Source organism: Niveispirillum sp. (assembly GCF_052437035.1).
In the GTDB taxonomy this organism is placed as follows: Bacteria; Pseudomonadota; Alphaproteobacteria; order Azospirillales; family Azospirillaceae; genus Niveispirillum.
Map to the genome: position 1 here is coordinate 204,207 of NZ_JBQVOH010000007.1, position 19,344 is coordinate 223,550.

Below are 19,344 nucleotides of genomic sequence, written 5' to 3' on the forward strand. Positions count from 1 at the left end.
AAGGTGGCGGGAAAGGCGAGGCGGACCATAAGGGCAAGTCGCGACCCTGACTAGTGCCGCGCCTGACAGGGTGCCATGCCCGCCACCTGTGGCAGCCGCGCCACGCCATTTCAGGGATCGCCACCCCCACCCAAAGGTCGGGGTTACAGTTTTGTGACAAACCCCGCCACTCTGTGCCTGTATTGATGTGCTGGCCAATATTGATCGGGTCGATCCCATCATCGGCCTAAATCATTCGCATGGCACATCATTGATGACCTTGCCGTGTACCTGCCCGGATTGGTGAAGCACCCGACATCTTTGCCCGTGCCGGGAGCGCCCCGTCATGAATACGTCATCCAAATGCAATGAACGAGTGCCCCGCCACGGGGCCGCCCATGGGAGGATTTGCTGATGAGAGTGTCACCCCGGATATCCGCCGCCCTTCTGGCCGGTGCCGCCCTGTTCGCCGTTTCCGCGTCCTCCGCCATAGCCCAGCAGGCGCCGGCCCAGGCCAGCGAAGTCGAGGCGTTGCGCGCGCAGGTCCAGGCCCTGATGGCACGGATTGATAAGCTGGAAAAGGCACCGAGCACGCCCGCCGGCCCGCCCGCCAGCAAGGATGCGCCGCTGGTATCCGCCGACGCCTTCAAGGCACCGCAGGTGACGCAGTCGGGTAACGGCAAAGTGAAGCTGATGCTGTCCGGTCAGATTGGCCGGGCTGTGCAGTTCGCCGATGACGGTTACGATAATGATACCATGTTCGTCGACAATTCCCAGGCCTCCACCCGCATCCGCGTGGCCGGCACGGCCAAGCTGGATGATAATTGGACAGCCGGTTCCGATATCGAGTTCGAGACCAGTTCCGGTTCATCGCGCACCACGGGCTTTGGCACTGATGCCGGCGCCTTCTCCGTGAACGAGCGCAAGGCCGAATTCTGGGTTCAGCACAAGAATTTCGGTCGCATCTGGGTGGGGCAGGGCGATACGGCCACCAATGTGACGTCAGAGGTGGATCTGTCCGGCACTGCGACACTGGTCAGCCACACCGATATCGGTTCCCTGTTCGGCGGCGTGTTGTTCCGCAACAAGGCGAACCGGGCCGCCGGCCCCAATATCAACAGCGTCTTCAATAATTTCGACGGGTTGAGCCGTGACGACCGTGTCCGCTACGACACCCCCACCTTTGGTGGCTTCATGCTGTCCACCAGCTTCATCGAAGGCGGGGCCACCGATTTCGCCGGTCGCTACACGGGCAAGATCGGCACCACGGAAGTGTCGGGCGCCATTGGCCATGTCAATAATGACAGCCGCACCGGCTTCGATACCCAGACCAACGGTTCCATCTCCGTCAAGCTGGCCAATGGCTTCAACGTGACGGCCGCTGGCGGTACCCGCGATATCGGTCCGCGCGACAGCGACTTTTGGTATGGCAAGCTGGGCTACCTGGCCAATGTCACGGGCCTTGGCAACAGTTCCTTCGTCATCGACTATCTGGTCCAGGAAGATTTGGCCATTGCCGGTGGCGATGCCAAAGCCTGGTCGGTCGGCTATGTGCAGACGATTGATGCCTTCGCCACCGACTTTTATATCAGCTATCGCAACCATTCCTATGACACGCGGACCGTCAAATATAAGGACATCAATGGTGTGATATCGGGCGCGCGCGTCCGCTTCTGATCCCTTCTGCTGACGTCACCGCATCCCGGTCGGTCGCGGTTTGGCCCGGTTTCCGCATGATCTGTGCGGGGACCGGGCCTTATCGTTGGCCCGATCCGTTGTTGACCCCTGTTCCAATCATGCTATGTCCCCTGTCTGTGTCTGTTGAAGGTTGGATCGATGGAAGCGGGTGAGGCGGGATTGGGCGGCTGGAAACTGGCCTTGGTGGTGCATGCGGCCCTGACCCTGGCGGCCCTCTGGCCAGCCCGCCGCCTGATGCAGCGAGCGGGCTTGCCCATGGCCTGGATCGTCTGGCTGGCGCTGCCTTTATTTGGATGGGCCGTGTTCGCCAGCCTTCTTGCCTTCAGGACATGGCCCAACCTGCCGCCGCGCCCGGAAAAGCTGCATCCGCGCGAACGACTGAAGCGGCAACGGGCCAAGGAACAGGCCGCGAAGGGGGAGGGCTGAACCATGCCGCGCTATGGCGATCTGGTGGATATGCTGTTCTTCCTGCCGGGCTGGGCTTCCATCCTTGTGGTCGTGCTGACCATTACCTGGACCGTCTGCATGGTAGGCATCGCCCTGGGCAAGACGGGGCGCAACCCGCTTTGGGCTATGGCGGTCTTCCTGTTCTTCCCGCTTCTGACCGTGGGGCTGTGGATTGTGGCGCTGTCGCGCTGGCCCCGGCTTGACCAGAAGCCATGAGGGCAAGGTCCCTTCATCCCTATCTGGATCATCCCGGTCCTATCCCCTTCGCCCATCGCGGTGGCGGCCTTGAAGCGCCGGAAAACAGTCTGGCGGCCTTCGCACGCGCCATCGACCTTGGTTATCGCTATATCGAAACCGATGTACAGGTGACGGGGGACGGGCAACTGGTCGTCTTCCATGATCCCGTGCTGGAGCGCCTGACCGATGGTCAGGGCCGTATCGGCGATCTGCACTGGTCCGCCATATCACAGGCGCGGGTGGCGGGTCGGGAACCGATCCCGCTGCTGGATCAGGTCCTGGAGACCTGGCCGGACCTGCGCCTCAATATCGATCCCAAATCCGATGCAGCGGCGCATGCGCTGGTCACGGCATTGCGCCGGCATAACGCGTTGGATCGCGTGTGTGTCGGTTCCTTCTCCGGTGCCCGGCTGGCACGGTTGCGGTCGGACCTTGGGGCCGATCTTTGTTCTTCTGCCGGTCCGTGGGAAGTGGCGCGGGTTTGGGCCGTTGGCCATGGCCTGCCGCTGTCGGCCCCAGCGGGCCCGCACTGCCTGCAGGTGCCCGTACGGCACAAGGGGCTGACCGTAGTCACCCCCGGCCTGATCCGCGCGGCCCACGCACGCGGGCTTTGCGTCCATGTCTGGACAGTGGACGAGGCGGCGGAGATGGAACGCCTGCTGGATATGGGTGTGGACGGCATCATCACTGACCGCCCGACACTGCTGCGCGACGTCATGTCCCGCCGGGGCCAGTGGCCTCAGGGGTTTACACGCTGAACAGCAGTCGTGCCTCGGCACCAGTACCCGTGTCCTTCATCCGGAAATCACCGCCAAGCTGCTGCGTCAGCAGCCGCACCAGCCGCAGGCCCAGGCTAGGCACGGTTGCCGCGTCGAAACCGGGCGGCAGACCTTTGCCATCATCGGTGACGGACAGCTCCACCCGGTTGCCTTCCGCCATCCGGGCCGCAACCCTAACCGATCCTTTCTGACGGTCCACGAACGCATGTTCCAGGCTGTTGCTGACCAGCTCGGCCACCACCAGGGCGGCGGGGATGATCTTTTCCGACGGCAGGGGCAGGGCGGTCGCATCCACCGCCACTTTGATGCCGGCCGGCGCACCCGCCCGGGCCACATCCTCCACCAGCTCCGACAAGAAGCCGGCGAAATTGCCGTGGCTGTTTTCCGGATCGTGCAGGCGGCGCTGGATCTTGCCGATGGTGGCCAACCGCGTGGCTGCATCGGTCAGGGCGCGGCGCGCCTTCTCATCCGTGACGTCGGCCTTTTGCAGGGCCAGCAGGGCAGAGACGATCTGAATATTGTTGGAGACGCGGTGCTGAAGCTCAGCGAACAGGACGGCGCGGTGGGCGGCCAGTTCGCTGGCCTCCTGCTCCGCCTTCTTGGCGCGAGCCCGCTCCTGCCGCACCCTGGCCAGCGCGATGTTCATCACATGGATGATGGCGATATCGATGGCGACGATCAGGACAAAGAAGCCCAGGGCCAGCGCGCTGGGCCTGTCCAGCCCGAACCCGTCGGGCGGGATGAAGAAATACCACGCGGCGAGCGCCGACAGAACGGCCACCAGGATGCCGGGCCACAGGCCCGCAAAGAAGGCGGTCAGGATGACGGCAGGAAAGAAGGTCAGGAACGGAAAACCCGGCGGCAAGGCCGCCTCCGCCGTCCAGCGCACCACCAGGGCAAGGCCGAAGGCCAGCAACGCGAAACCATAGGCGAAGAGCGGTGAGCGTCTGCCGGTTTCAATCGCGAGAAGGAGCGCCATCAGGACCGGCCTTGGCCAAGCGGTGATTTTCTCGCGGAACCATAACAACATTCCGGGGTGCCGTCGTGGTGGTAATCATAGCGGCGAGGTCCGGGTACCACCGCGAACGGTATCAATGTTGTCCCCCATCGGGCGGCATGCGTTCCGTCACTTCCCTATGCACCGTCTCATCATGGCCGCTGCGGCTGGAGAAGAAGACCAGCGCCATCAACCCGCCACCCACCACCAGGGAGCCCAGAATCCCAAGGCCCAGCGCGATAAACCCATGCAGGCTGATCCCCTGTTCCGGTCCGCCGCCGCCCATCGCGTTCCACGCCATGACGCCGCCGACCGCCGCCGCCAGCAGCATGGCCAGTAGGCAGACGATCATCAAAAGGCCTCCGCGGCTCATCTTGCACCCTCTTCATTTGTCACAGGTGACGTCGTGCGATATGGGGCTTGTCGCTGTTGCCGGCCAGCCCCCATGCGGATGCGGGCCTCATGGTCTGGACAGGTGCCATCGCCCCCGATAACTTCCGTGCCCGGTTCAACCTGTTAGCGCAACGGATATTACCCATGAAGAGCGGCGTGAAGAAAGTCGTGCTGGCCTATTCGGGCGGCCTCGACACCTCGGTGATCCTGAAATGGCTGCAGGAGACCTACGCGTGTGAGGTCGTGACCTTCACCGCCGATCTCGGCCAGGGTGAGGAGCTGGAGCCTGCGCGCAAGAAGGCCGAGTTGCTGGGCGTGAAGCCGGAAAACATCTTCATCGACGATCTGCGTGAAGAATTCGTGCGCGACTTCGTGTTCCCGATGTTCCGCGCCAACACGCTGTATGAAGGCACCTATCTGCTGGGCACCTCCATCGCCCGTCCGCTGATCGCCAAGCGCCAGATTGAGATCGCCCGTCAGGTCGGTGCCGATGCCGTGGCACATGGCGCCACCGGCAAGGGCAATGATCAGGTCCGGTTCGAATTGGGCTATTACGCGCTGAAGCCCGATGTGACGGTGATCGCACCGTGGCGCGAATGGGACCTGAACAGCCGCACCCAGCTGCTGGAATTCGCCGAGAAGCACCAGATCCCCATCGCCAAGGACAAGCGTGGCGAGGCCCCGTACAGCACGGACGCCAACCTTCTGCACATCTCCTACGAAGGCAAGGCCCTGGAAGATCCCTGGGTGGAAGCCGACGAGGACATGTACACCCGCTCCGTCGCCCCGGAAAAGGCGCCGGACGAGGCCGAATATGTCGAGATCGAGTACGAGAAGGGTGATGCCGTCGCCGTGAACGGCGTGCGCCTGACCCCGGCGGCCCTGCTGACGGAACTGAACCGTCTGGCTGGCAAGCATGGCATCGGTCGTCTGGATCTGGTGGAAAACCGCTATGTCGGCATGAAGAGCCGCGGCGTTTATGAGACGCCGGGCGGCACCCTGCTGTCGGTGGCCCATCGCGGCATCGAGAGCATCACGCTGGACCGTGAGGCGCTGCACCTCAAGGACGAGCTGATGCCGCGCTATGCCAAGCTGATCTATAACGGCTTCTGGTTCAGCCCGGAGCGTGAGGCGCTGCAGGCCCTGATCGACAGCACCCAGCAGCGGGTGAATGGTGTCGTTCGCCTGAAGCTGTTCAAGGGGTCGGCCCGCGTGGTGGGCCGCAAGAGCCCGAACAGCCTGTACCGCCTGGATTATGTGACGTTCGAGGCTGACAGCGTCTATAACCAGAAGGACGCCGAAGGCTTCATCAAGCTGAACGCGCTCCGCCTGCGCCTGAACAGCATCGCCAAGGGTCTGTAAGAAATTTGTGTCGCATGCGGGCTGACGCCCTTGTGCGACCTACGTTTTTCGTAGGTCGCATAAGCCCGGAAGGGCGCATGCGACATTTTCATTTTAAGGGTTGATCCCTTCCACCGGTTTCAGGACCGCTCCCTCGGACAGGTCGATCAGGAAACGGTCGGCCAGGATGTGGCGGAACGCCGCCTCGTCCGTGATCTGCATCTCCTCCACCAGTTCACCCTGCAGCCGTCGGCGGTAGAGGCCGTTCAGCAATGTATGGCGCTCCGTCAGGGTGGTGCGGGCGGCCACACGGTTCTGCACGAAACGGGAGGCGGGATGGGTGGACGTATAATGGTTGCCGAAGATCAGGTCGTATTCCACGACCTCTTCCTCCCCGAACCAGTAAAGCCCGAACCAGCCGCCATCGCGCCAGACCTCCAGTTCCCATCCCGGTGACCAGTCGGAAGCACGCAGGCGCCAGCGATCCCCGGCGCTGTCATACTCCCCCGCAACCAGGGGCAGGGGTTCGGCCAGACACGATCCGCCAAACCCGACATCGCAGACATGGCCCTGCCCGGCGATAGTGACCAGCAGCATCAGATGGCTGCGCCCGCCAGGATCACCCCCCATCCGCACCCGCGCCACGCGCCGCGTGACAGCGAACCCGATGGCTGTCAGCGCCATGGCAAGCAGGCTGTTCTGCTCAAAGCAGTAACCGCCCCGCCGCCGCCCCACCAGCTTGGCCAGGATGGCATCGGGTTCCAGCCGGATGGGCAGGCCCATCTGGATATCCAGGTTTTCGAACGGAATCGCGCCGGCATGGGCGATATGGATGGCGCGCAACGTTGCCAGATCGGCAAAAGTCTGGCCGTCATGGCCGATGCGGGCCAGATAGGATTCAAGGTCGAACGGATCGGAATGATTGTCGGACATGGTGGCCGGCATCCTGGCAAATCGGGAAAGCATCCATCCCTTAAGCCAGGGTGGGTTGACCCCACCAGCCCGAAAGCGTCCTCATGACATGAAGCGGCAGGGTCAGCAGGAGCCTGCAACGCGGCGGTTGGCCAGATCGTTCGGTGCCGCTGCGGCGCTCGTTGCGGCGGCCTTGCGCCGAGCCTTGGCGGCGTCATCGGCAGCCAGGGCTGCAAGGGCCAGGAATTCGGCCAGATCGTCCATCTGGCTGCGGCGGGCATCGCGCACCAGACTTTCCAGGCAGCGCTTGATGGCCATCGCCACTTCCGGCGCCGGTTCGTCCCCAACCAAATCCTGATTGTTCATTGAACAGTCCATCGGTTCCGCCCCCCTGTCGACGGCTTCGGGCCCTGTTACAGAGCCATCCTTATCCAATGGAATCGATGCTAAAGCGTTTCCATAAAGAAATATAGATATAAACGTATTAATTTTTAGCGGTAATAAGTATAACTTAGAAAGTTGCTTGGCCGCCCAAGCAAAAATGGTTGCCTCATGTCGGGCGCAACCATAGAGATGTATGCGTTACTTAAACGTCATATGAACATGTTTACTCCCAGGGAAGGGATCGCGATGTCTGCACACGCATTGCTCTGGACCCTCCCGTGACGCCGCTGACACCGCGCGGTTCCGGCATCGCTGCCTTGACGAAATTGTCAATGCCGTTACGAAGGCAGGACAGTTGCGGACTTCGGCGCTCCTGCCTATATCTGCTTTGCGCCAGGACGGTGGCCCGTCCCGGAGATCAACAATGGGGACCATATCGCGGTGCTTAGGGCTGCGGGCGGTCTGCCGAACAAGAGAGGTCGTCATGAGCAAGGTTATCGGTATCGATCTGGGCACCACGAATTCCTGCGTGGCCGTCATGGAAGGCACACAGGCCAAGGTTATCGAGAATGCCGAAGGCGCGCGCACCACGCCGTCCATGGTCGCCTTCACCCCCGGTGGTGAACGGCTGACGGGACAGCCCGCGAAGCGCCAGGCCGTCACGAACCCCGACAACACCCTGTTCGCCATCAAGCGCCTGATCGGCCGCCGCTTCGATGATCCGGTGACCAAGAAGGACGCCAATCTGGTCCCGTACAAGATCGTGTCAGGCGGCAATGGCGACGCCTGGGTTGAAGCCCAGGGCGACAAGTACAGCCCCAGCCAGGTTAGCGCCTTCATCCTGCAGAAGATGAAGGAGACCGCCGAGGCTTATCTGGGTGAAAAGGTCACCCAGGCCGTCATCACGGTTCCCGCCTATTTCAATGACAGTCAGCGTCAGGCCACCAAAGATGCCGGCAAGATCGCCGGCCTGGAAGTGCTGCGCATCATCAACGAGCCGACGGCCGCCGCCCTTGCCTATGGCATGGAGCGCAAGGGTGCGGGCACCATCGCCGTGTACGACCTTGGCGGCGGTACCTTCGACGTGTCGATCCTGGAGATCGGTGACGGCGTGTTCGAGGTGAAGTCCACCAACGGCGACACCTTCCTGGGCGGTGAGGATTTCGACGGCAAGATCATCGATTACCTGGCCGAAGAGTTCCAGAAGGAGCAGGGCATCGACCTTCGCAAAGACCGTCTTGCCCTGCAGCGCCTGAAGGAAGCGGCTGAAAAGGCCAAGATCGAGCTGTCCAGCTCCGTCCAGACGGAAGTCAACCTGCCCTTCATCACGGCCGACGCGTCCGGTCCGAAGCACCTGAACATCAAGCTGACCCGCGCCAAGCTGGAAGCCCTGGTGGAAGATCTGGTCCGCCGCACCGTCGGCCCCTGCCAGGCCGCGCTGAAGGATGCCGGCCTGAAGGCGTCGGAAGTGGATGAGGTGATCCTGGTCGGCGGTATGACCCGCATGCCCAAGATCATCGAGACCGTGAAGCAGATTTTTGGCAAGGAGCCGAACCGGGGCGTGAACCCCGACGAGGTGGTGGCCATCGGTGCGGCCATCCAGGGCGGCGTCCTGAAGGGCGACGTCAAGGACGTGCTGCTGCTGGACGTTACCCCGCTGTCGCTGGGTATCGAAACGCTGGGTGGCGTGTTCACCCGTCTGATCGACCGCAACACGACAATCCCGACCAAGAAGTCCCAGGTCTTCTCCACGGCGGAAGACAACCAGTCTGCGGTGACCATCCGCGTGTTCCAGGGTGAGCGCGAAATGGCCGCCGATAACAAGATGCTGGGCCAGTTTGACCTGATGGGCATTCCGTCCGCCCCGCGCGGCGTGCCGCAGATCGAGGTGACCTTCGACATCGACGCCAATGGCATCGTCAATGTCGGCGCAAAGGACAAGGCCACCGGCAAGGAGCAGGTGATCCGCATCCAGGCGTCGGGTGGTCTGTCGGACAGCGACATCCAAAAGATGGTGAAGGACGCCGAGGAGCATGCGGCGGACGACAAGAAGCGCAAGGAACTGGTGGAAGCCAAGAACCACGCTGACGGTCTGATCCACTCCACCGAGCGGACCCTCAAGGAGAATGAGGACAAGATCGCCGCCGCTGACAAGTCCGCCGTCGAAGCCGCCATCGCCGATCTGAAGTCGGCCATGGGTGGTGACGATCCGGCGGCCATCAAGGCCAAGACCGATGCCCTGGCTCAGGCCAGCATGAAGATCGGCGAGGCCCTGTACAAGGCTGGTCAGGAAGGTGGCGCCGCCGACGGCGCTTCTGCCTCCGCCTCCAACGCCGGCGATGATGACAATGCCGGTGGTGAGAAGGTGGTGGACGCCGACTTCGAGGAAGTCGACGACCGCAAGAAGAACTGACGCCGTTTGACCCCCATTTCGGGGGCGGGACAGCCGTTCCAAGTCTGGCGCTGGCCCGCCCGGTTTACCCGGGCGGGCCTGTTGCTTGACAGGAATGTTGATGATTTGGCTTCCAATCCGGGTACGGCGCCACTGACAGGCCGGCCGGACCGGATGCGAAGGGACAGAGGCCACCATGTCGAAGCGCGATTATTACGAAGTTCTCGGCGCCCCGAAAAACGCCAGCGCCGACGACCTGAAAAAGGCCTATCGCAAGCTGGCCATGCAGTATCACCCCGACCGCAATCAGGGTGACAAGACGGCCGAGCAGAAGTTCAAGGAAATCAACGAAGCCTATGATTGTCTGAAGGACGAGCAGAAGCGAGCCGCCTATGACCGGTTCGGCCATGCCGCCTTTGAAGGTGGTGGTGGGCGCCCAGGTGCGGGCGGGGCTGCCGGTGGCTTTGATTTCGGTGGCGGCTTCGCTGACATCTTTGACGAGATGTTCGGGGAGTTCATGGGCCGCGGCGGGCGCGGCGGCCAGACCAACAATCGCGGCAACGATCTGCGCTACAACCTGGAAATCAGCCTGGAGGATGCCTTCAAGGGCTCCGCCACCCAGGTGCGCGTACCGACCAGTGTGATGTGCGATCCCTGCGGCGGGTCGGGTGCGGAGGCGGGCAGCAGCCCCACCACCTGCGGCACCTGTAACGGGGCCGGCAAGGTGCGGGCCCAGCAGGGCTTCTTCACCATCGAACGTTCCTGCCCCACCTGTAACGGGGCCGGCCGCGTTATCAAGGACCCGTGCCGCCATTGCGGTGGCCAGGGTCGCGTGCGCAAGGAAAAGACCCTTCAGGTCTCGATCCCGGCGGGCGTGGAGGATGGTACCCGTATCCGTCTGGCGGGCGAAGGCGAGGCGGGATTGCGTGGCGGCACGCCAGGGGATCTCTATATCTTCCTGTCGATCGCGGCTCACCGCTTCTTCCAGCGTGACGGAGCCAATCTGCATTGCCGGGTGCCCATCCCCATGACCACGGCGGCGCTGGGCGGAACCATTGAGGTACCGACCATCGATGGCAGCCGGGCCAAGGTGAATGTCCCCGCCGGCACCCAGACGGGCCATCAGTTCCGCCTGAAGGGCAAGGGCATGAGCGTCCTGCGCAGCCCGCAGCGCGGCGACATGTACATCAATGTCATGGTCGAAACGCCCGTGAACCTGACGAAGCGCCAGCAGGAATTGCTGCGCGAATTCGAAAAGGACGCCTCGGAGAACGGCCAGAATCCCGAGTCGGAGGGCTTTTTCGCCAAGGTGAAAGAGTTCTTTGCGGATTTGAAGGATTGATCCGTCATCGTAGAGCGGATTAGGCGGCAGCCGTAATCCGCGGTACACCGTCACCGTTGCTCCGCGGATTACCCTGTCGCTAATCCGCTCTACGAATTACCGGACCCCTTCATGAGCTTCGCCCGCGCCATCGCCACTGTCGGCGGCATCACCATGGTCAGCCGCGTGCTGGGCTTTGTGCGCGACATGCTGCAGGCCCGGTTTCTGGGTGCGGGCATGGAGGCGGATGCCTTCTTCGTGGCCTTCCGCCTGCCCAACCTGTTCCGCTCGCTGTTTGCCGAAGGCGCCTTTACGGCGGCCTTCCTGCCGCTCTTTGCCGGAGCGATGGAGAAGGAAGGCAAGGATGCGGCCAAGGGGCTGGCCGAAGAGGCTTTGTCCGTCATGGTCGCCATCTTGATGATTTTCTCAATCATCATGGCGCTTGCCATGCCCTGGGTGGTGGCGGTCCTAGCCACCGGGTTCCATGATAATCCGGCGCAGTTCAAGCTCGCTATCTCGCTTTCCCACATCACCTTTCCTTATCTGACGCTGATTTCTATCACGGCTCTGTTTGGGTCTATCCTCAATGCCGTGGGCCGGTTCGGGCCGTTTGCAGCGGCACCGGTGCTGCTGAATATCGTGCAGATCACGGGTCTGCTGCTGTCGGGGCCGCTGGGCATCGGGGCGCATTGGATGCTGGCCTATGGCGTGCCTGTGGCGGGTCTGGCGCAGATGGTCTGGATGATCCTGGCTGCCAAACGGGCCGGCATGGGGCTGTCCCTGCGTCGTCCGCGCCTGACGCCGCGCGTGAAGAAGCTGTTCGCCCTGCTGGCGCCCGGCATCCTGGGGGCGGGCGTCTATCAGTTCAATTTGCTGGTTGGCACCAACCTTGCCTCCTGGCTGCCCACGGGGGCGGTGTCGCATCTGCAATATGCCGACCGCCTGAACCAGCTGCCCATGTCGGTGATCGGGGTGGCGGTGGGCACGGCCCTGCTGCCGCTGCTGTCGCGGCAGATGGTTGCCGGCGACCATGACGGGGTGAAGGCCAGCCTGTGCCGGGGCCTGGAATTCGCGGCCCTGTTCGGCCTGCCGGCGACCGTGGCCCTGCTGACCATTCCCGCCCCGCTGGTGCATGTGCTGTTCAAGGGCGGGGCCTTCACGGCGGCGGATGCGACCGCCACGTCGGCGGCGCTGCAGGCCTTTGCCATCGGTATACCGGCCTTCATTGTGGCCAAGATCCTGTCCTCGGCCTATTTCGCCAAACAGGACACGAAGGGGCCGGTGCGTATCGCCATCGTGGTGCTGATTGGCAATGTCCTGGTCTCGCTGGCTTTGATCGAACCGTTGGGCCATGTCGGGCTGGCCCTGGCGCCGGGTCTGACGGCCTGGCTGAATGTAGTGCTGCTGGCCATCGGCCTGCGCCGCCGGGGTCTGCTGACGCTGGATGCACGGCTGAAAAGCCGGCTGTGGCGCATGGCGCTTGCGGCCCTGGGCCTGGCGCTGGCCGGTATCGGGTTGACAGAACTGCTGGCGAAATCGCTGTTCGTGGGTGCAGCACTGGAACGGATCAGCGCCCTGGTGGCCGTGATTACCGGTGCATCACTGACCTATTTCGCGCTTTGCTTCCTGTTGGGCGCCACCCGCCTTTCGGAGATCAAGGGGCTGCTGCGCCGGGGTGGGAACACGCCCGCCGCTTGACCCGGGCTGTCCGCCCGCGCGATACAGACGGCCCGGCATTTCGCCTTCCACAAGCGACCGATAGAGACCTCAAGCGATGAGCCTTATCTTTTCCGGCATGCAGCCGACCCGCCAGCTCCACCTCGGCAATTATCTCGGCGCGCTGAAGAACTGGGTGAAGCTGCAGAACGACATGGACGCCATCTTCTGCGTCGTCGATCTGCACGCCATGACCATCGATCATGACCCCGAAACCCTGCGGAACAATATCCGCGAGGTGGCGGCTGCCTACATCGCGGCGGGGATCGATCCGGACAAGAACATCCTGTTCAACCAGTCGTCGGTGTCCGGCCATGCCGAACTGAACTGGATCCTGACCTGCCACACGCCGCTGGGCTGGCTGAACCGCATGACCCAGTTCAAGGAAAAGGCGGGCAAGCAGAAGGATAATGCCGTCCTGGGCCTCTATGCCTACCCCGTGCTGATGGCCGCCGACATCCTGCTGTACAAGGCCACGCATGTGCCGGTGGGCGAGGATCAGAAGCAGCATCTTGAACTGGCCCGCGACATTGCTGGCGCCTTCAACCGCTATTACAAGGCCGACGGCTTCTTCCCCCTGCCGGAACCGCAGATCCTGGGCGAGGCGACGCGGGTGATGAGCCTGCGCGACGGCACCAAGAAAATGTCGAAGTCGGATGAGAGCGAGTATAGCCGCATCAACCTGACCGATGATGCCGACACCATCGCGCTCAAGATCCGCAAGGCCAAGACCGACCCGGAACCCCTGCCCGAGACGGTGGAGGACCTGGAAAAGCGGCCAGAAGCCAACAATCTGGTCACCATCTATGCCGCGCTCTCCGACACGACACGCGCCGCCGTGCTGGCCCAGTTCGGCGGGCAGCAGTTCAGCGCCTTCAAGGGTGCGCTCGCCGACCTATCGGTCGCCAAGCTGGCCCCCATCGCGGGTGAGATGAACCGGCTGCTGGGCGACAAGGCCGAGTTGGACCGGCTTTTGAAGAAGGGTGCCGACCGCGCCGGTGAAATCGCAGCGCGGACGGTGAATGAGGTGAAGGATCTGGTGGGTCTGGTGCGGTTCTGATCCTCAAAACCCATCCCCTTTTTGTTACGCCGCCTTCTTCTTCACCTTCGTCGCCTTTGCCGGTTCCGGCTCTCCCTCCGGTTCGGTCAGGGCGTTCAGAAGCGCATGGCGGATTTCGGCCAGCTTGCGTTCATGCGTGACCTTCAGGCCGAAAACATCCTTCACATAGAACACGTCGATGGCGACGTTGCCATATGTGGAGATTTTGGCCGACGCGATCTGCAAATTCGCCTGGGTCAGGGTGCGGGTCAGCAGATAGAGCAGGCCGGGACGGTCGCGGCCATTCACCTCGATCACGGTGTGATTGCCGGTCACCGTATTGTCGACCAGAACGCGCGGTGGCACCTTGAAGGCGCGGGAGCGGGCGGTCTGCGGCGGGCGGCGACGGTCCAACTCGTCGGCCAGCCGCAATTCACCGGCCAGAACCTTGTCCACCATCACCGACAGCCGGGCCAGTTTGTCCCCGCTGTCGAACGATCCGCCGCCGGCGGCCTGCACCGTGAACACGTCCAGCGCCATGCCATTGGTCATGGTGAAGATGCGGGCATCCATGATGTCGGCCCCGGCCAGCGCCAGGGCACCGGCAAGGCGGGAGAACAGGCCCGGATGGTCGGCGGTATAGACCGTCACCTCCGTCACCACGCGCCCCCGGTCGATACGGGTATCCAGGGTCAGCGGGGCCTTTGTGCGCTCCGCCTCCCGGATCAGGCGGGCATGGTGGGCCAGCGTCGGAATGTTCAGCGACAGCCAATAGCCCGGATAGGCGCGCGCCATATGGGCATCGATATCGGCGGCGGGCCAGTCGGCCAGTTGCGCGCGCAGGGCTGCCTGGGCTGCGGTTACGCGGCTGTCGCGGCCCTCCGTTCCCACGACGCCGGACATCCGCTCCTCGCTGCGGCGGTAAAGCTGACGCAGCAAAGTGGCCTTCCAGCCATTCCAGCGGCCCGGTCCCACGGCCCGGATATCGGCCACCGTCAGGCAGAGCAGCAGCTTCAACCGTTCCGGTGACTTCACCAGATCGACGAACTTCGTGATGGTATTCTCATCATCCAGGTCGCGCTTGAAGGCGGTGTCGGACATGGCCAGGTGCCAGCGCACCAGCCAGACCACGGTTTCCGTCTCTTCCTCCGTCATGCCCAGGCGGGGACAGAGTTTTTCGGCGACCTTCGCGCCCAGGATGGAATGGTCACCCCCGCGCCCTTTGGCGATGTCATGCACCAGCATGGCGACATAGAGCGCGCGGCGCGACGAGACGGTATGGATGACCTCCGACGCCAGCGGCACCTCTTCGGTCAGGGCGCCTTTCTCCACCTGATGCAGGATGCCGACCGCGAACAGCGTATGCTCGTCCACCGTGAAATGGTGGTACATGTCGAACTGCATCATGCCCACGATGCGCCCGAAATCCGGCACGAACCGGCCCAGCACGCCCGCCTCGTTCATGCGGCGCAGCGCGACCTCCGGGTCCTTCTTCGATGACAGCACTTCCAGGAACAGGCGGTTGGCCTCCGCGTCCTCGCGCAGTTTCGGCCCGATGCTGGACAGGGCGCGGGTGATGGCGCGCAGGGCGTTGGGATGGATATCCAGATCATTTTCCTGCGCCACATGGAACAGGCGGATCATGTCGATGGGCTGATCCTTGAAATGCCGTTCGGACTTCACGTTCAGACGGCCGGCATCCAGGGTGAAGCCGTTGAAATCCGCCCCGCGCTGGAACCGCTTGCGCAGGAAGGCGAAGCGCGGGGCGCGCTTGCTTTCCTGTTCCAGCGTGGCGCAGAAGATGCGGGTCAGGTCGCCCACATCCTTGGCGATCATGAAATAATGCTTCATGAAGCGCTCAACCGCGTTCTTGCCGGCATGTTCGGTATAGCCCAGACGCCGCGACATCTCCGTCTGCAGATCGAAGGTCAGCCGGTCTTCCTGGCGGCCTGTCAGGTAATGCAGCTGGCAGCGGGCGGCCCACAGAAAACTCTCAGCCTTGGCGAAGCGCTGCGCCTCCTCCGGCGTCAGCACGCCCTTGGCAACCAGCCCCTCCACCTCGTCCACCTGATAGGCGTATTTGGCGATCCAGAACAGGGTCTGCAGGTCGCGAAGCCCGCCCTTGCCCTCCTTGATATTGGGTTCCAGCATGTAGCGGCTGTCGCCGACCTTGCGGTGGCGCTCGTTCCGCTCCCCCATCTTGGCTTCGATGAAGGCGGTGACACTGCCGCTCGCGGCCACTACATCCTTGGTGAACCGCCGGCGCAGCTCATCGAACAGGGTCTTTTCGCCCCACAGGAAGCGGGCTTCCAGCAGGCTGGTGCGGATGGTCATGTCGTCCAGCGACAGGCGGATACATTCATCCACCGACCGCACCGCATGCCCCACCTTCCAGCCCAGATCCCAGAGCAGGTAGAGCATATATTCCACCACCTGCTCCACGCGCGGCGTGCGCTTATAGGGCAGCAGGAACAGCAGATCGACGTCGGAGAAGGGGGCCATCTCGGCGCGGCCATAGCCGCCGATGGCGACGATGGCCAACCGTTCGCCCTTAGTCAGTTCTGCGGTGGGATAGACATGGTCCAGTGTGAAATCGGCCAGCGCCTGCACGATGCCGTCGGTCAACTTCGCCGTCTGGTGGACGCAGTCATCACCACGGTGCGACGCCTCGAACCGGCTGCGGATAGCCGCGCGGCCTTCGGCCAATATCTCTTTCAGCAGGGACAGCAGCGGCCCACGCAGCCGGTCGATGCTGCCATCATGCGCCTCGGCCAGGGCATTCAGCCGTTTGGCGATGCTGGTCCGACCGGGTATGGGGGGCTGACGCGTGCCATCTGACCGGCGGGAGGTGCCTTCGGTCGGGGCGGTGCTGTTGCTGCGGGGCGGGGCGGGGGGAATAGTATCTGGCATCACACGGGTTCCGGGACTGTCCCTGCGCGACAGTATGGCACGAAACATCCGTCCAGGCTTGGGCCTTCCGTATACGAACAGCCCCATAACCCCCTCCCGATGATGATTTTATCGCGTCAGGTGCGGTCAGCCCTCTCCGGCAGCACTCAGCAGCCGGCGGGCATTCTCATTGGTGGCGCGGTGATAGGGGGCCAGGCCGCGTCCGCCCAGCCGCGAGGCTTCCAGCGCCATGCGGCCACAGGCGATTTCCGCGGCATTCAGGCTGGTCTCGACATAATCGCTGGCCGCACCGCCATAACGGATGGGGTCGGGCGGGGCCGCCATCTCCATCCCGGCCTGGGCGGTGGCCGTCACCTGCTGCGCCAGCCATTCCATCCAGACATCGGAAAAGGCCCACAGGCCGGATGCCAGGGCGCGCTGGGCCTCCAGAGCGGCATCCAGCTTTTCCCACACCATGGTGGTGAATTCGGGGTCCTGAAGGCGGGCCGGATCGAACCCGGCAGCGGCCAGCCGGACGGCGCGCAGACCGATTGTTTGCTGCGCTGCCCACAAGGTCTCGCCCAGGACCATGGCCGTCGCCGTCAGTTCGGCCGCGACCTCCGCCCCACGGGCGGCCAAGGGTGTCGGGGTTTCCCGCATCATCATCCGTCCCCTTCTTCAGGCAGGGGAGGTACCCCCGCCATGACAGGGTACAGAGTGTCATGTTGCGATGCAACATACCCTGCGGCGGGTGGTCGCGCTGCGGTAACCGCCGCCTTGCCGACCATCACCCGCCATCATCGTCGGCATTACGTCCTGGCGTCCTCATCCGGCGTCAGGGCTTGGATCGATAAGGCGTGTACCCGCTCGGCCAGTTCCGCCGACACGGCGCCATACACCAGACGCTGGCGTGCCACGCGCCCCAGCCCCTCGAACCGGTCCGAGACGATGACCACATCGAAATGCGTTTCGCCGCCCGGCTGGTCGGCGCCCGCATGGCCGGCATGATGGTGCGAGACATCCTTGATGCTCAGGCTTTGCGGGTTTAGAGCCTCTGTCAGCTTGTCCCGCATGCGGGTCGCATAGATTGCCATTCTCATATCCAGGGCCGGTTCGGCCCGTGCCAGGGGTGGGACATGGCCAACAGGTAGTGGATCATCATGCCGGATACCAGCCCGCCGACGCCGGCGGCGACGAAGAAAGCCCAACTGGTGACGCGGCCCATGGCCGTCACCCTGCTGGTGCTGGTCATCCTGCTCTGGGGTGTGAACTGGCCTGTCATGAAGCAGGTGGTGGGCCATATGCCGCCCATCAGCTTCGTCGCCTCGCGACTGCTGCTGGGTGCTGTCTCACTGCTGATCTTTACTGCCGCCCTGCGGCAACTGCGCCTGCCGCCCAGGGCCGATCTGCCCGTCATCCTGTCGGTAGGTGGGTTGCAGATGGGGGTGTTCACCTTGCTGGTCACCATCGCGGTCCAGTATGTGCCGGCGGGCCGGGCCGGTATCCTGGCCTATACCACCCCGCTCTGGGTGGTACCGCTGGCCCTGATCTTCCTGAAGGAAAAGGTGGGCTGGGCCAAGGCCGGCGGGCTGCTGGTCGGCCTGTCCGGGGTGGCGGTGCTGTTCAATCCGGCGGCTTTCGACTGGACACAGCGGCCCGTGCTGCTGGGCAACGGGCTGCTGATGCTGGCGGCCCTGATCTGGGCCTGCAACATCGTGCATGTGCGCCGCCACCGCTGGGTGGGCACGCCGCTGCAATTGGCGCCCTGGCAGATGATGCTGGCGGCGTCGCTGGCCACCATTGCCGCCCTGGTGACGGAGGATCAGTCGCATATCGACTGGTCGGGACAGCTGGTGGTTCTGCTGATCTATAATGGTCCCATCGCCACCGCCTTCTGTTTCTGGGCTATGGTCACGGTCAACCGGGCGCTGCCGGCCATCACCACCTCGCTGTCAGTCCTGGGTGTGCCGGTGGTGGGGCTGCTCTCCTCGGCCCTGTGGCTGCGGGAACCCCTGACCATGACCAATCTGGTGGGGTTGGGCCTGATTGGTGGTGGGCTTGTGCTGGTAGCCCTGTCTGAGCGGCGGACATAGGCTTTTCGCCTCGTCAAGTCCGGTGCGACTGCATGGCAGGCAGACGCGCAACCGGGAACGCGCATTATCGGCGTCCTTGTCAGCGTCAAGCTTGCCACCCATACTCTGCCGGCTATGCAGAAGAACCGGCCCAATCTTTCCTTTGACTACCGGGAGGCACCGCGCACCCATCTGCGCGCGTGCGATCATCCCGGCTGCCGGGAAGCGGGGGAACATCGGGCACCTAAGGGCCGGGACAAGCTGAACGAATATTACTGGTTCTGCCTGGACCATGTCCGCGACTACAACAAGTCGTGGGACTTCTACGCCGGCATGACCCAGGACGAGATTGAGCGTCATGTGCGCCAGGACACGACCTGGCAGCGCCCCTCCTGGCCCATGGGCGACTGGCGCACGCATGAACGGCGCACCCGCGACAAGGTGTTCAATGGCGGCTTCGCCTTTGGCGCCGACTGGTCGGGAGAGGAAGGCGAAACCCGCCGGAACGCCCCGCGCCCCAAGCCCCGCACGGCGGAGGAAGAGGCGCTGACGGTACTGGAGCTTCCGCCCGACGCCGATTTCGCCACCATCAAAGCCCGCTACCGCCAGCTTGCCAAACAATATCACCCCGACGCCAATGGCGGGGCGAAAGAGGCGGAGGAGCGGTTGAAATCCATCAACCAGGCCTACACAACCCTGAAGGCCGCCTTTGGCGGACAACAGCCCGACCAGGCCTGACAGACCCCTG

Annotated in this window: 18 protein-coding genes; 11 read left to right on the forward strand and 7 right to left on the reverse strand. The window is 63.5% G+C overall.

Going from position 1 to position 19,344, the window contains the following annotated elements; genetic code table 11:
• Window positions 1–393 precede the first annotated feature (393 nt).
• The 4 genes from ACT6Q8_RS18105 (at window position 394) to ACT6Q8_RS18120 (ending at window position 3,119) form a co-directional block, all read left to right on the forward strand.
• Window positions 394–1,656, forward strand: coding sequence for a hypothetical protein (locus tag ACT6Q8_RS18105; RefSeq protein WP_156344584.1), 1,263 nt, complete (start codon window positions 394–396; stop codon window positions 1,654–1,656).
• A 159-nt stretch (window positions 1,657–1,815) separates the two neighbouring features.
• A complete protein-coding gene (locus ACT6Q8_RS18110; protein WP_054168005.1) occupies window positions 1,816–2,103 on the forward strand; it encodes a hypothetical protein in 288 nt (95 codons plus the stop codon).
• A 3-nt stretch (window positions 2,104–2,106) separates the two neighbouring features.
• Window positions 2,107–2,340: a hypothetical protein gene (locus ACT6Q8_RS18115; RefSeq protein ID WP_054168004.1), complete on the forward strand. Its 234-nt coding sequence runs from the start codon at window positions 2,107–2,109 to the stop codon at window positions 2,338–2,340.
• The gene (locus ACT6Q8_RS18120) at window positions 2,337–3,119 is read left to right on the forward strand and encodes a glycerophosphodiester phosphodiesterase (protein WP_444733501.1); all 783 of its coding nucleotides are present in this window, start codon (window positions 2,337–2,339) and stop codon (window positions 3,117–3,119) included. Before ACT6Q8_RS18115 ends, ACT6Q8_RS18120 begins: the two co-directional genes overlap by 4 nt.
• On the opposite strand, the gene ACT6Q8_RS18125 is transcribed toward ACT6Q8_RS18120, so the two are convergent.
• Window positions 3,109–4,119 carry a sensor histidine kinase gene (locus ACT6Q8_RS18125; protein WP_444733500.1) on the reverse strand — a complete coding sequence of 337 codons (1,011 nt, stop codon included), beginning with the start codon at window positions 4,117–4,119 and terminating at the stop codon, window positions 3,109–3,111. The two genes, ACT6Q8_RS18120 and ACT6Q8_RS18125, sit on opposite strands and share 11 nt — an antisense overlap.
• Before the next feature lie 112 nt (window positions 4,120–4,231).
• Entirely contained in the window at window positions 4,232–4,489 is a 258-nt protein-coding gene (locus ACT6Q8_RS18130; RefSeq protein WP_444739414.1) for a hypothetical protein, read from the reverse strand.
• Between the two features lie 185 nt (window positions 4,490–4,674).
• Here ACT6Q8_RS18130 and ACT6Q8_RS18135 point away from each other — a divergent pair, with 185 nt between their 5' ends.
• Window positions 4,675–5,892, forward strand: coding sequence for an argininosuccinate synthase (locus ACT6Q8_RS18135; RefSeq protein ID WP_054168156.1), 1,218 nt, complete (start codon window positions 4,675–4,677; stop codon window positions 5,890–5,892).
• Window positions 5,893–5,985: 93 nt separating this feature from the next.
• On the opposite strand, the gene ACT6Q8_RS18140 is transcribed toward ACT6Q8_RS18135, so the two are convergent.
• Both ACT6Q8_RS18140 and ACT6Q8_RS18145 read right to left on the reverse strand, forming a co-directional pair.
• Window positions 5,986–6,804, reverse strand: a complete 819-nt coding sequence (locus tag ACT6Q8_RS18140) for an arylamine N-acetyltransferase family protein (protein ID WP_444733499.1) — start codon at window positions 6,802–6,804, stop codon at window positions 5,986–5,988.
• Window positions 6,805–6,906: 102 nt separating this feature from the next.
• Window positions 6,907–7,149, reverse strand: a complete 243-nt coding sequence (locus ACT6Q8_RS18145; protein WP_054167999.1) for a hypothetical protein — start codon at window positions 7,147–7,149, stop codon at window positions 6,907–6,909.
• 502 nt (window positions 7,150–7,651) lie between these two features.
• Between ACT6Q8_RS18145 and dnaK the strand changes: the two genes are divergently transcribed.
• The 4 genes from dnaK (at window position 7,652) to trpS (ending at window position 13,656) form a co-directional block, all read left to right on the forward strand.
• The gene (gene dnaK / locus ACT6Q8_RS18150; RefSeq protein ID WP_054167998.1) at window positions 7,652–9,580 is read left to right on the forward strand and encodes a molecular chaperone DnaK; all 1,929 of its coding nucleotides are present in this window, start codon (window positions 7,652–7,654) and stop codon (window positions 9,578–9,580) included.
• Window positions 9,581–9,755: 175 nt separating this feature from the next.
• On the forward strand, window positions 9,756–10,901 hold the full coding sequence (dnaJ, locus tag ACT6Q8_RS18155; protein ID WP_054167997.1) for a molecular chaperone DnaJ: 1,146 nt from the start codon (window positions 9,756–9,758) through the stop codon (window positions 10,899–10,901).
• Window positions 10,902–11,012: 111 nt separating this feature from the next.
• Window positions 11,013–12,578, forward strand: coding sequence for a murein biosynthesis integral membrane protein MurJ (gene murJ, locus ACT6Q8_RS18160; protein ID WP_054167996.1), 1,566 nt, complete (start codon window positions 11,013–11,015; stop codon window positions 12,576–12,578).
• A 76-nt stretch (window positions 12,579–12,654) separates the two neighbouring features.
• Complete coding sequence (gene trpS / locus ACT6Q8_RS18165) at window positions 12,655–13,656, forward strand: tryptophan--tRNA ligase (RefSeq protein ID WP_054167995.1); 1,002 nt, start codon at window positions 12,655–12,657, stop codon at window positions 13,654–13,656.
• A 24-nt stretch (window positions 13,657–13,680) separates the two neighbouring features.
• Here the strand turns inward: trpS and ACT6Q8_RS18170 are convergent, their stop codons facing one another.
• The 3 genes from ACT6Q8_RS18170 to ACT6Q8_RS18180 all read right to left on the reverse strand — a co-directional run bounded on the left by ACT6Q8_RS18170 (window position 13,681) and on the right by ACT6Q8_RS18180 (window position 17,618).
• On the reverse strand, window positions 13,681–16,545 hold the full coding sequence (locus ACT6Q8_RS18170; protein ID WP_082372289.1) for a [protein-PII] uridylyltransferase: 2,865 nt from the start codon (window positions 16,543–16,545) through the stop codon (window positions 13,681–13,683).
• Window positions 16,546–16,671: 126 nt separating this feature from the next.
• On the reverse strand, window positions 16,672–17,190 hold the full coding sequence (locus tag ACT6Q8_RS18175; protein ID WP_444733498.1) for a hypothetical protein: 519 nt from the start codon (window positions 17,188–17,190) through the stop codon (window positions 16,672–16,674).
• Between the two features lie 143 nt (window positions 17,191–17,333).
• The gene (locus ACT6Q8_RS18180; RefSeq protein ID WP_054167993.1) at window positions 17,334–17,618 is read right to left on the reverse strand and encodes a BolA family protein; all 285 of its coding nucleotides are present in this window, start codon (window positions 17,616–17,618) and stop codon (window positions 17,334–17,336) included.
• 66 nt (window positions 17,619–17,684) lie between these two features.
• Here ACT6Q8_RS18180 and ACT6Q8_RS18185 point away from each other — a divergent pair, with 66 nt between their 5' ends.
• Together ACT6Q8_RS18185 and ACT6Q8_RS18190 are read left to right on the forward strand one after the other, a co-directional pair.
• Window positions 17,685–18,617, forward strand: coding sequence for a DMT family transporter (locus ACT6Q8_RS18185; protein WP_444733497.1), 933 nt, complete (start codon window positions 17,685–17,687; stop codon window positions 18,615–18,617).
• A 114-nt stretch (window positions 18,618–18,731) separates the two neighbouring features.
• A complete protein-coding gene (locus ACT6Q8_RS18190) occupies window positions 18,732–19,334 on the forward strand; it encodes a J domain-containing protein (RefSeq protein WP_054167992.1) in 603 nt (200 codons plus the stop codon).
• Window positions 19,335–19,344 lie beyond the last annotated feature (10 nt).

Bases quoted from the DNA above. Each gene is read 5' to 3' on its own strand.
- ACT6Q8_RS18190 (WP_054167992.1), top strand. From the start codon at position 18,732: ATGCAGAAGAACCGGCCCAATCTTTCCTTTGACTACCGGGAGGCACCG.
- ACT6Q8_RS18185 (WP_444733497.1), top strand. From the start codon at position 17,685: ATGCCGGATACCAGCCCGCCGACGCCGGCGGCGACGAAGAAAGCCCAA.
- ACT6Q8_RS18140 (WP_444733499.1), bottom strand. From the start codon at position 6,804: ATGTCCGACAATCATTCCGATCCGTTCGACCTTGAATCCTATCTGGCC.
- ACT6Q8_RS18110 (WP_054168005.1), top strand. From the start codon at position 1,816: ATGGAAGCGGGTGAGGCGGGATTGGGCGGCTGGAAACTGGCCTTGGTG.
- ACT6Q8_RS18115 (WP_054168004.1), top strand. From the start codon at position 2,107: ATGCCGCGCTATGGCGATCTGGTGGATATGCTGTTCTTCCTGCCGGGC.
- ACT6Q8_RS18135 (WP_054168156.1), top strand. From the start codon at position 4,675: ATGAAGAGCGGCGTGAAGAAAGTCGTGCTGGCCTATTCGGGCGGCCTC.
- murJ (WP_054167996.1), top strand. From the start codon at position 11,013: ATGAGCTTCGCCCGCGCCATCGCCACTGTCGGCGGCATCACCATGGTC.
- dnaK (WP_054167998.1), top strand. From the start codon at position 7,652: ATGAGCAAGGTTATCGGTATCGATCTGGGCACCACGAATTCCTGCGTG.
- dnaJ (WP_054167997.1), top strand. From the start codon at position 9,756: ATGTCGAAGCGCGATTATTACGAAGTTCTCGGCGCCCCGAAAAACGCC.
- trpS (WP_054167995.1), top strand. From the start codon at position 12,655: ATGAGCCTTATCTTTTCCGGCATGCAGCCGACCCGCCAGCTCCACCTC.
- ACT6Q8_RS18105 (WP_156344584.1), top strand. From the start codon at position 394: ATGAGAGTGTCACCCCGGATATCCGCCGCCCTTCTGGCCGGTGCCGCC.
- ACT6Q8_RS18130 (WP_444739414.1), bottom strand. From the start codon at position 4,489: ATGATCGTCTGCCTACTGGCCATGCTGCTGGCGGCGGCGGTCGGCGGC.
- ACT6Q8_RS18145 (WP_054167999.1), bottom strand. From the start codon at position 7,149: ATGAACAATCAGGATTTGGTTGGGGACGAACCGGCGCCGGAAGTGGCG.
- ACT6Q8_RS18170 (WP_082372289.1), bottom strand. From the start codon at position 16,545: ATGCCAGATACTATTCCCCCCGCCCCGCCCCGCAGCAACAGCACCGCC.
- ACT6Q8_RS18175 (WP_444733498.1), bottom strand. From the start codon at position 17,190: ATGATGATGCGGGAAACCCCGACACCCTTGGCCGCCCGTGGGGCGGAG.
- ACT6Q8_RS18125 (WP_444733500.1), bottom strand. From the start codon at position 4,119: ATGGCGCTCCTTCTCGCGATTGAAACCGGCAGACGCTCACCGCTCTTC.
- ACT6Q8_RS18180 (WP_054167993.1), bottom strand. From the start codon at position 17,618: ATGGCAATCTATGCGACCCGCATGCGGGACAAGCTGACAGAGGCTCTA.
- ACT6Q8_RS18120 (WP_444733501.1), top strand. From the start codon at position 2,337: ATGAGGGCAAGGTCCCTTCATCCCTATCTGGATCATCCCGGTCCTATC.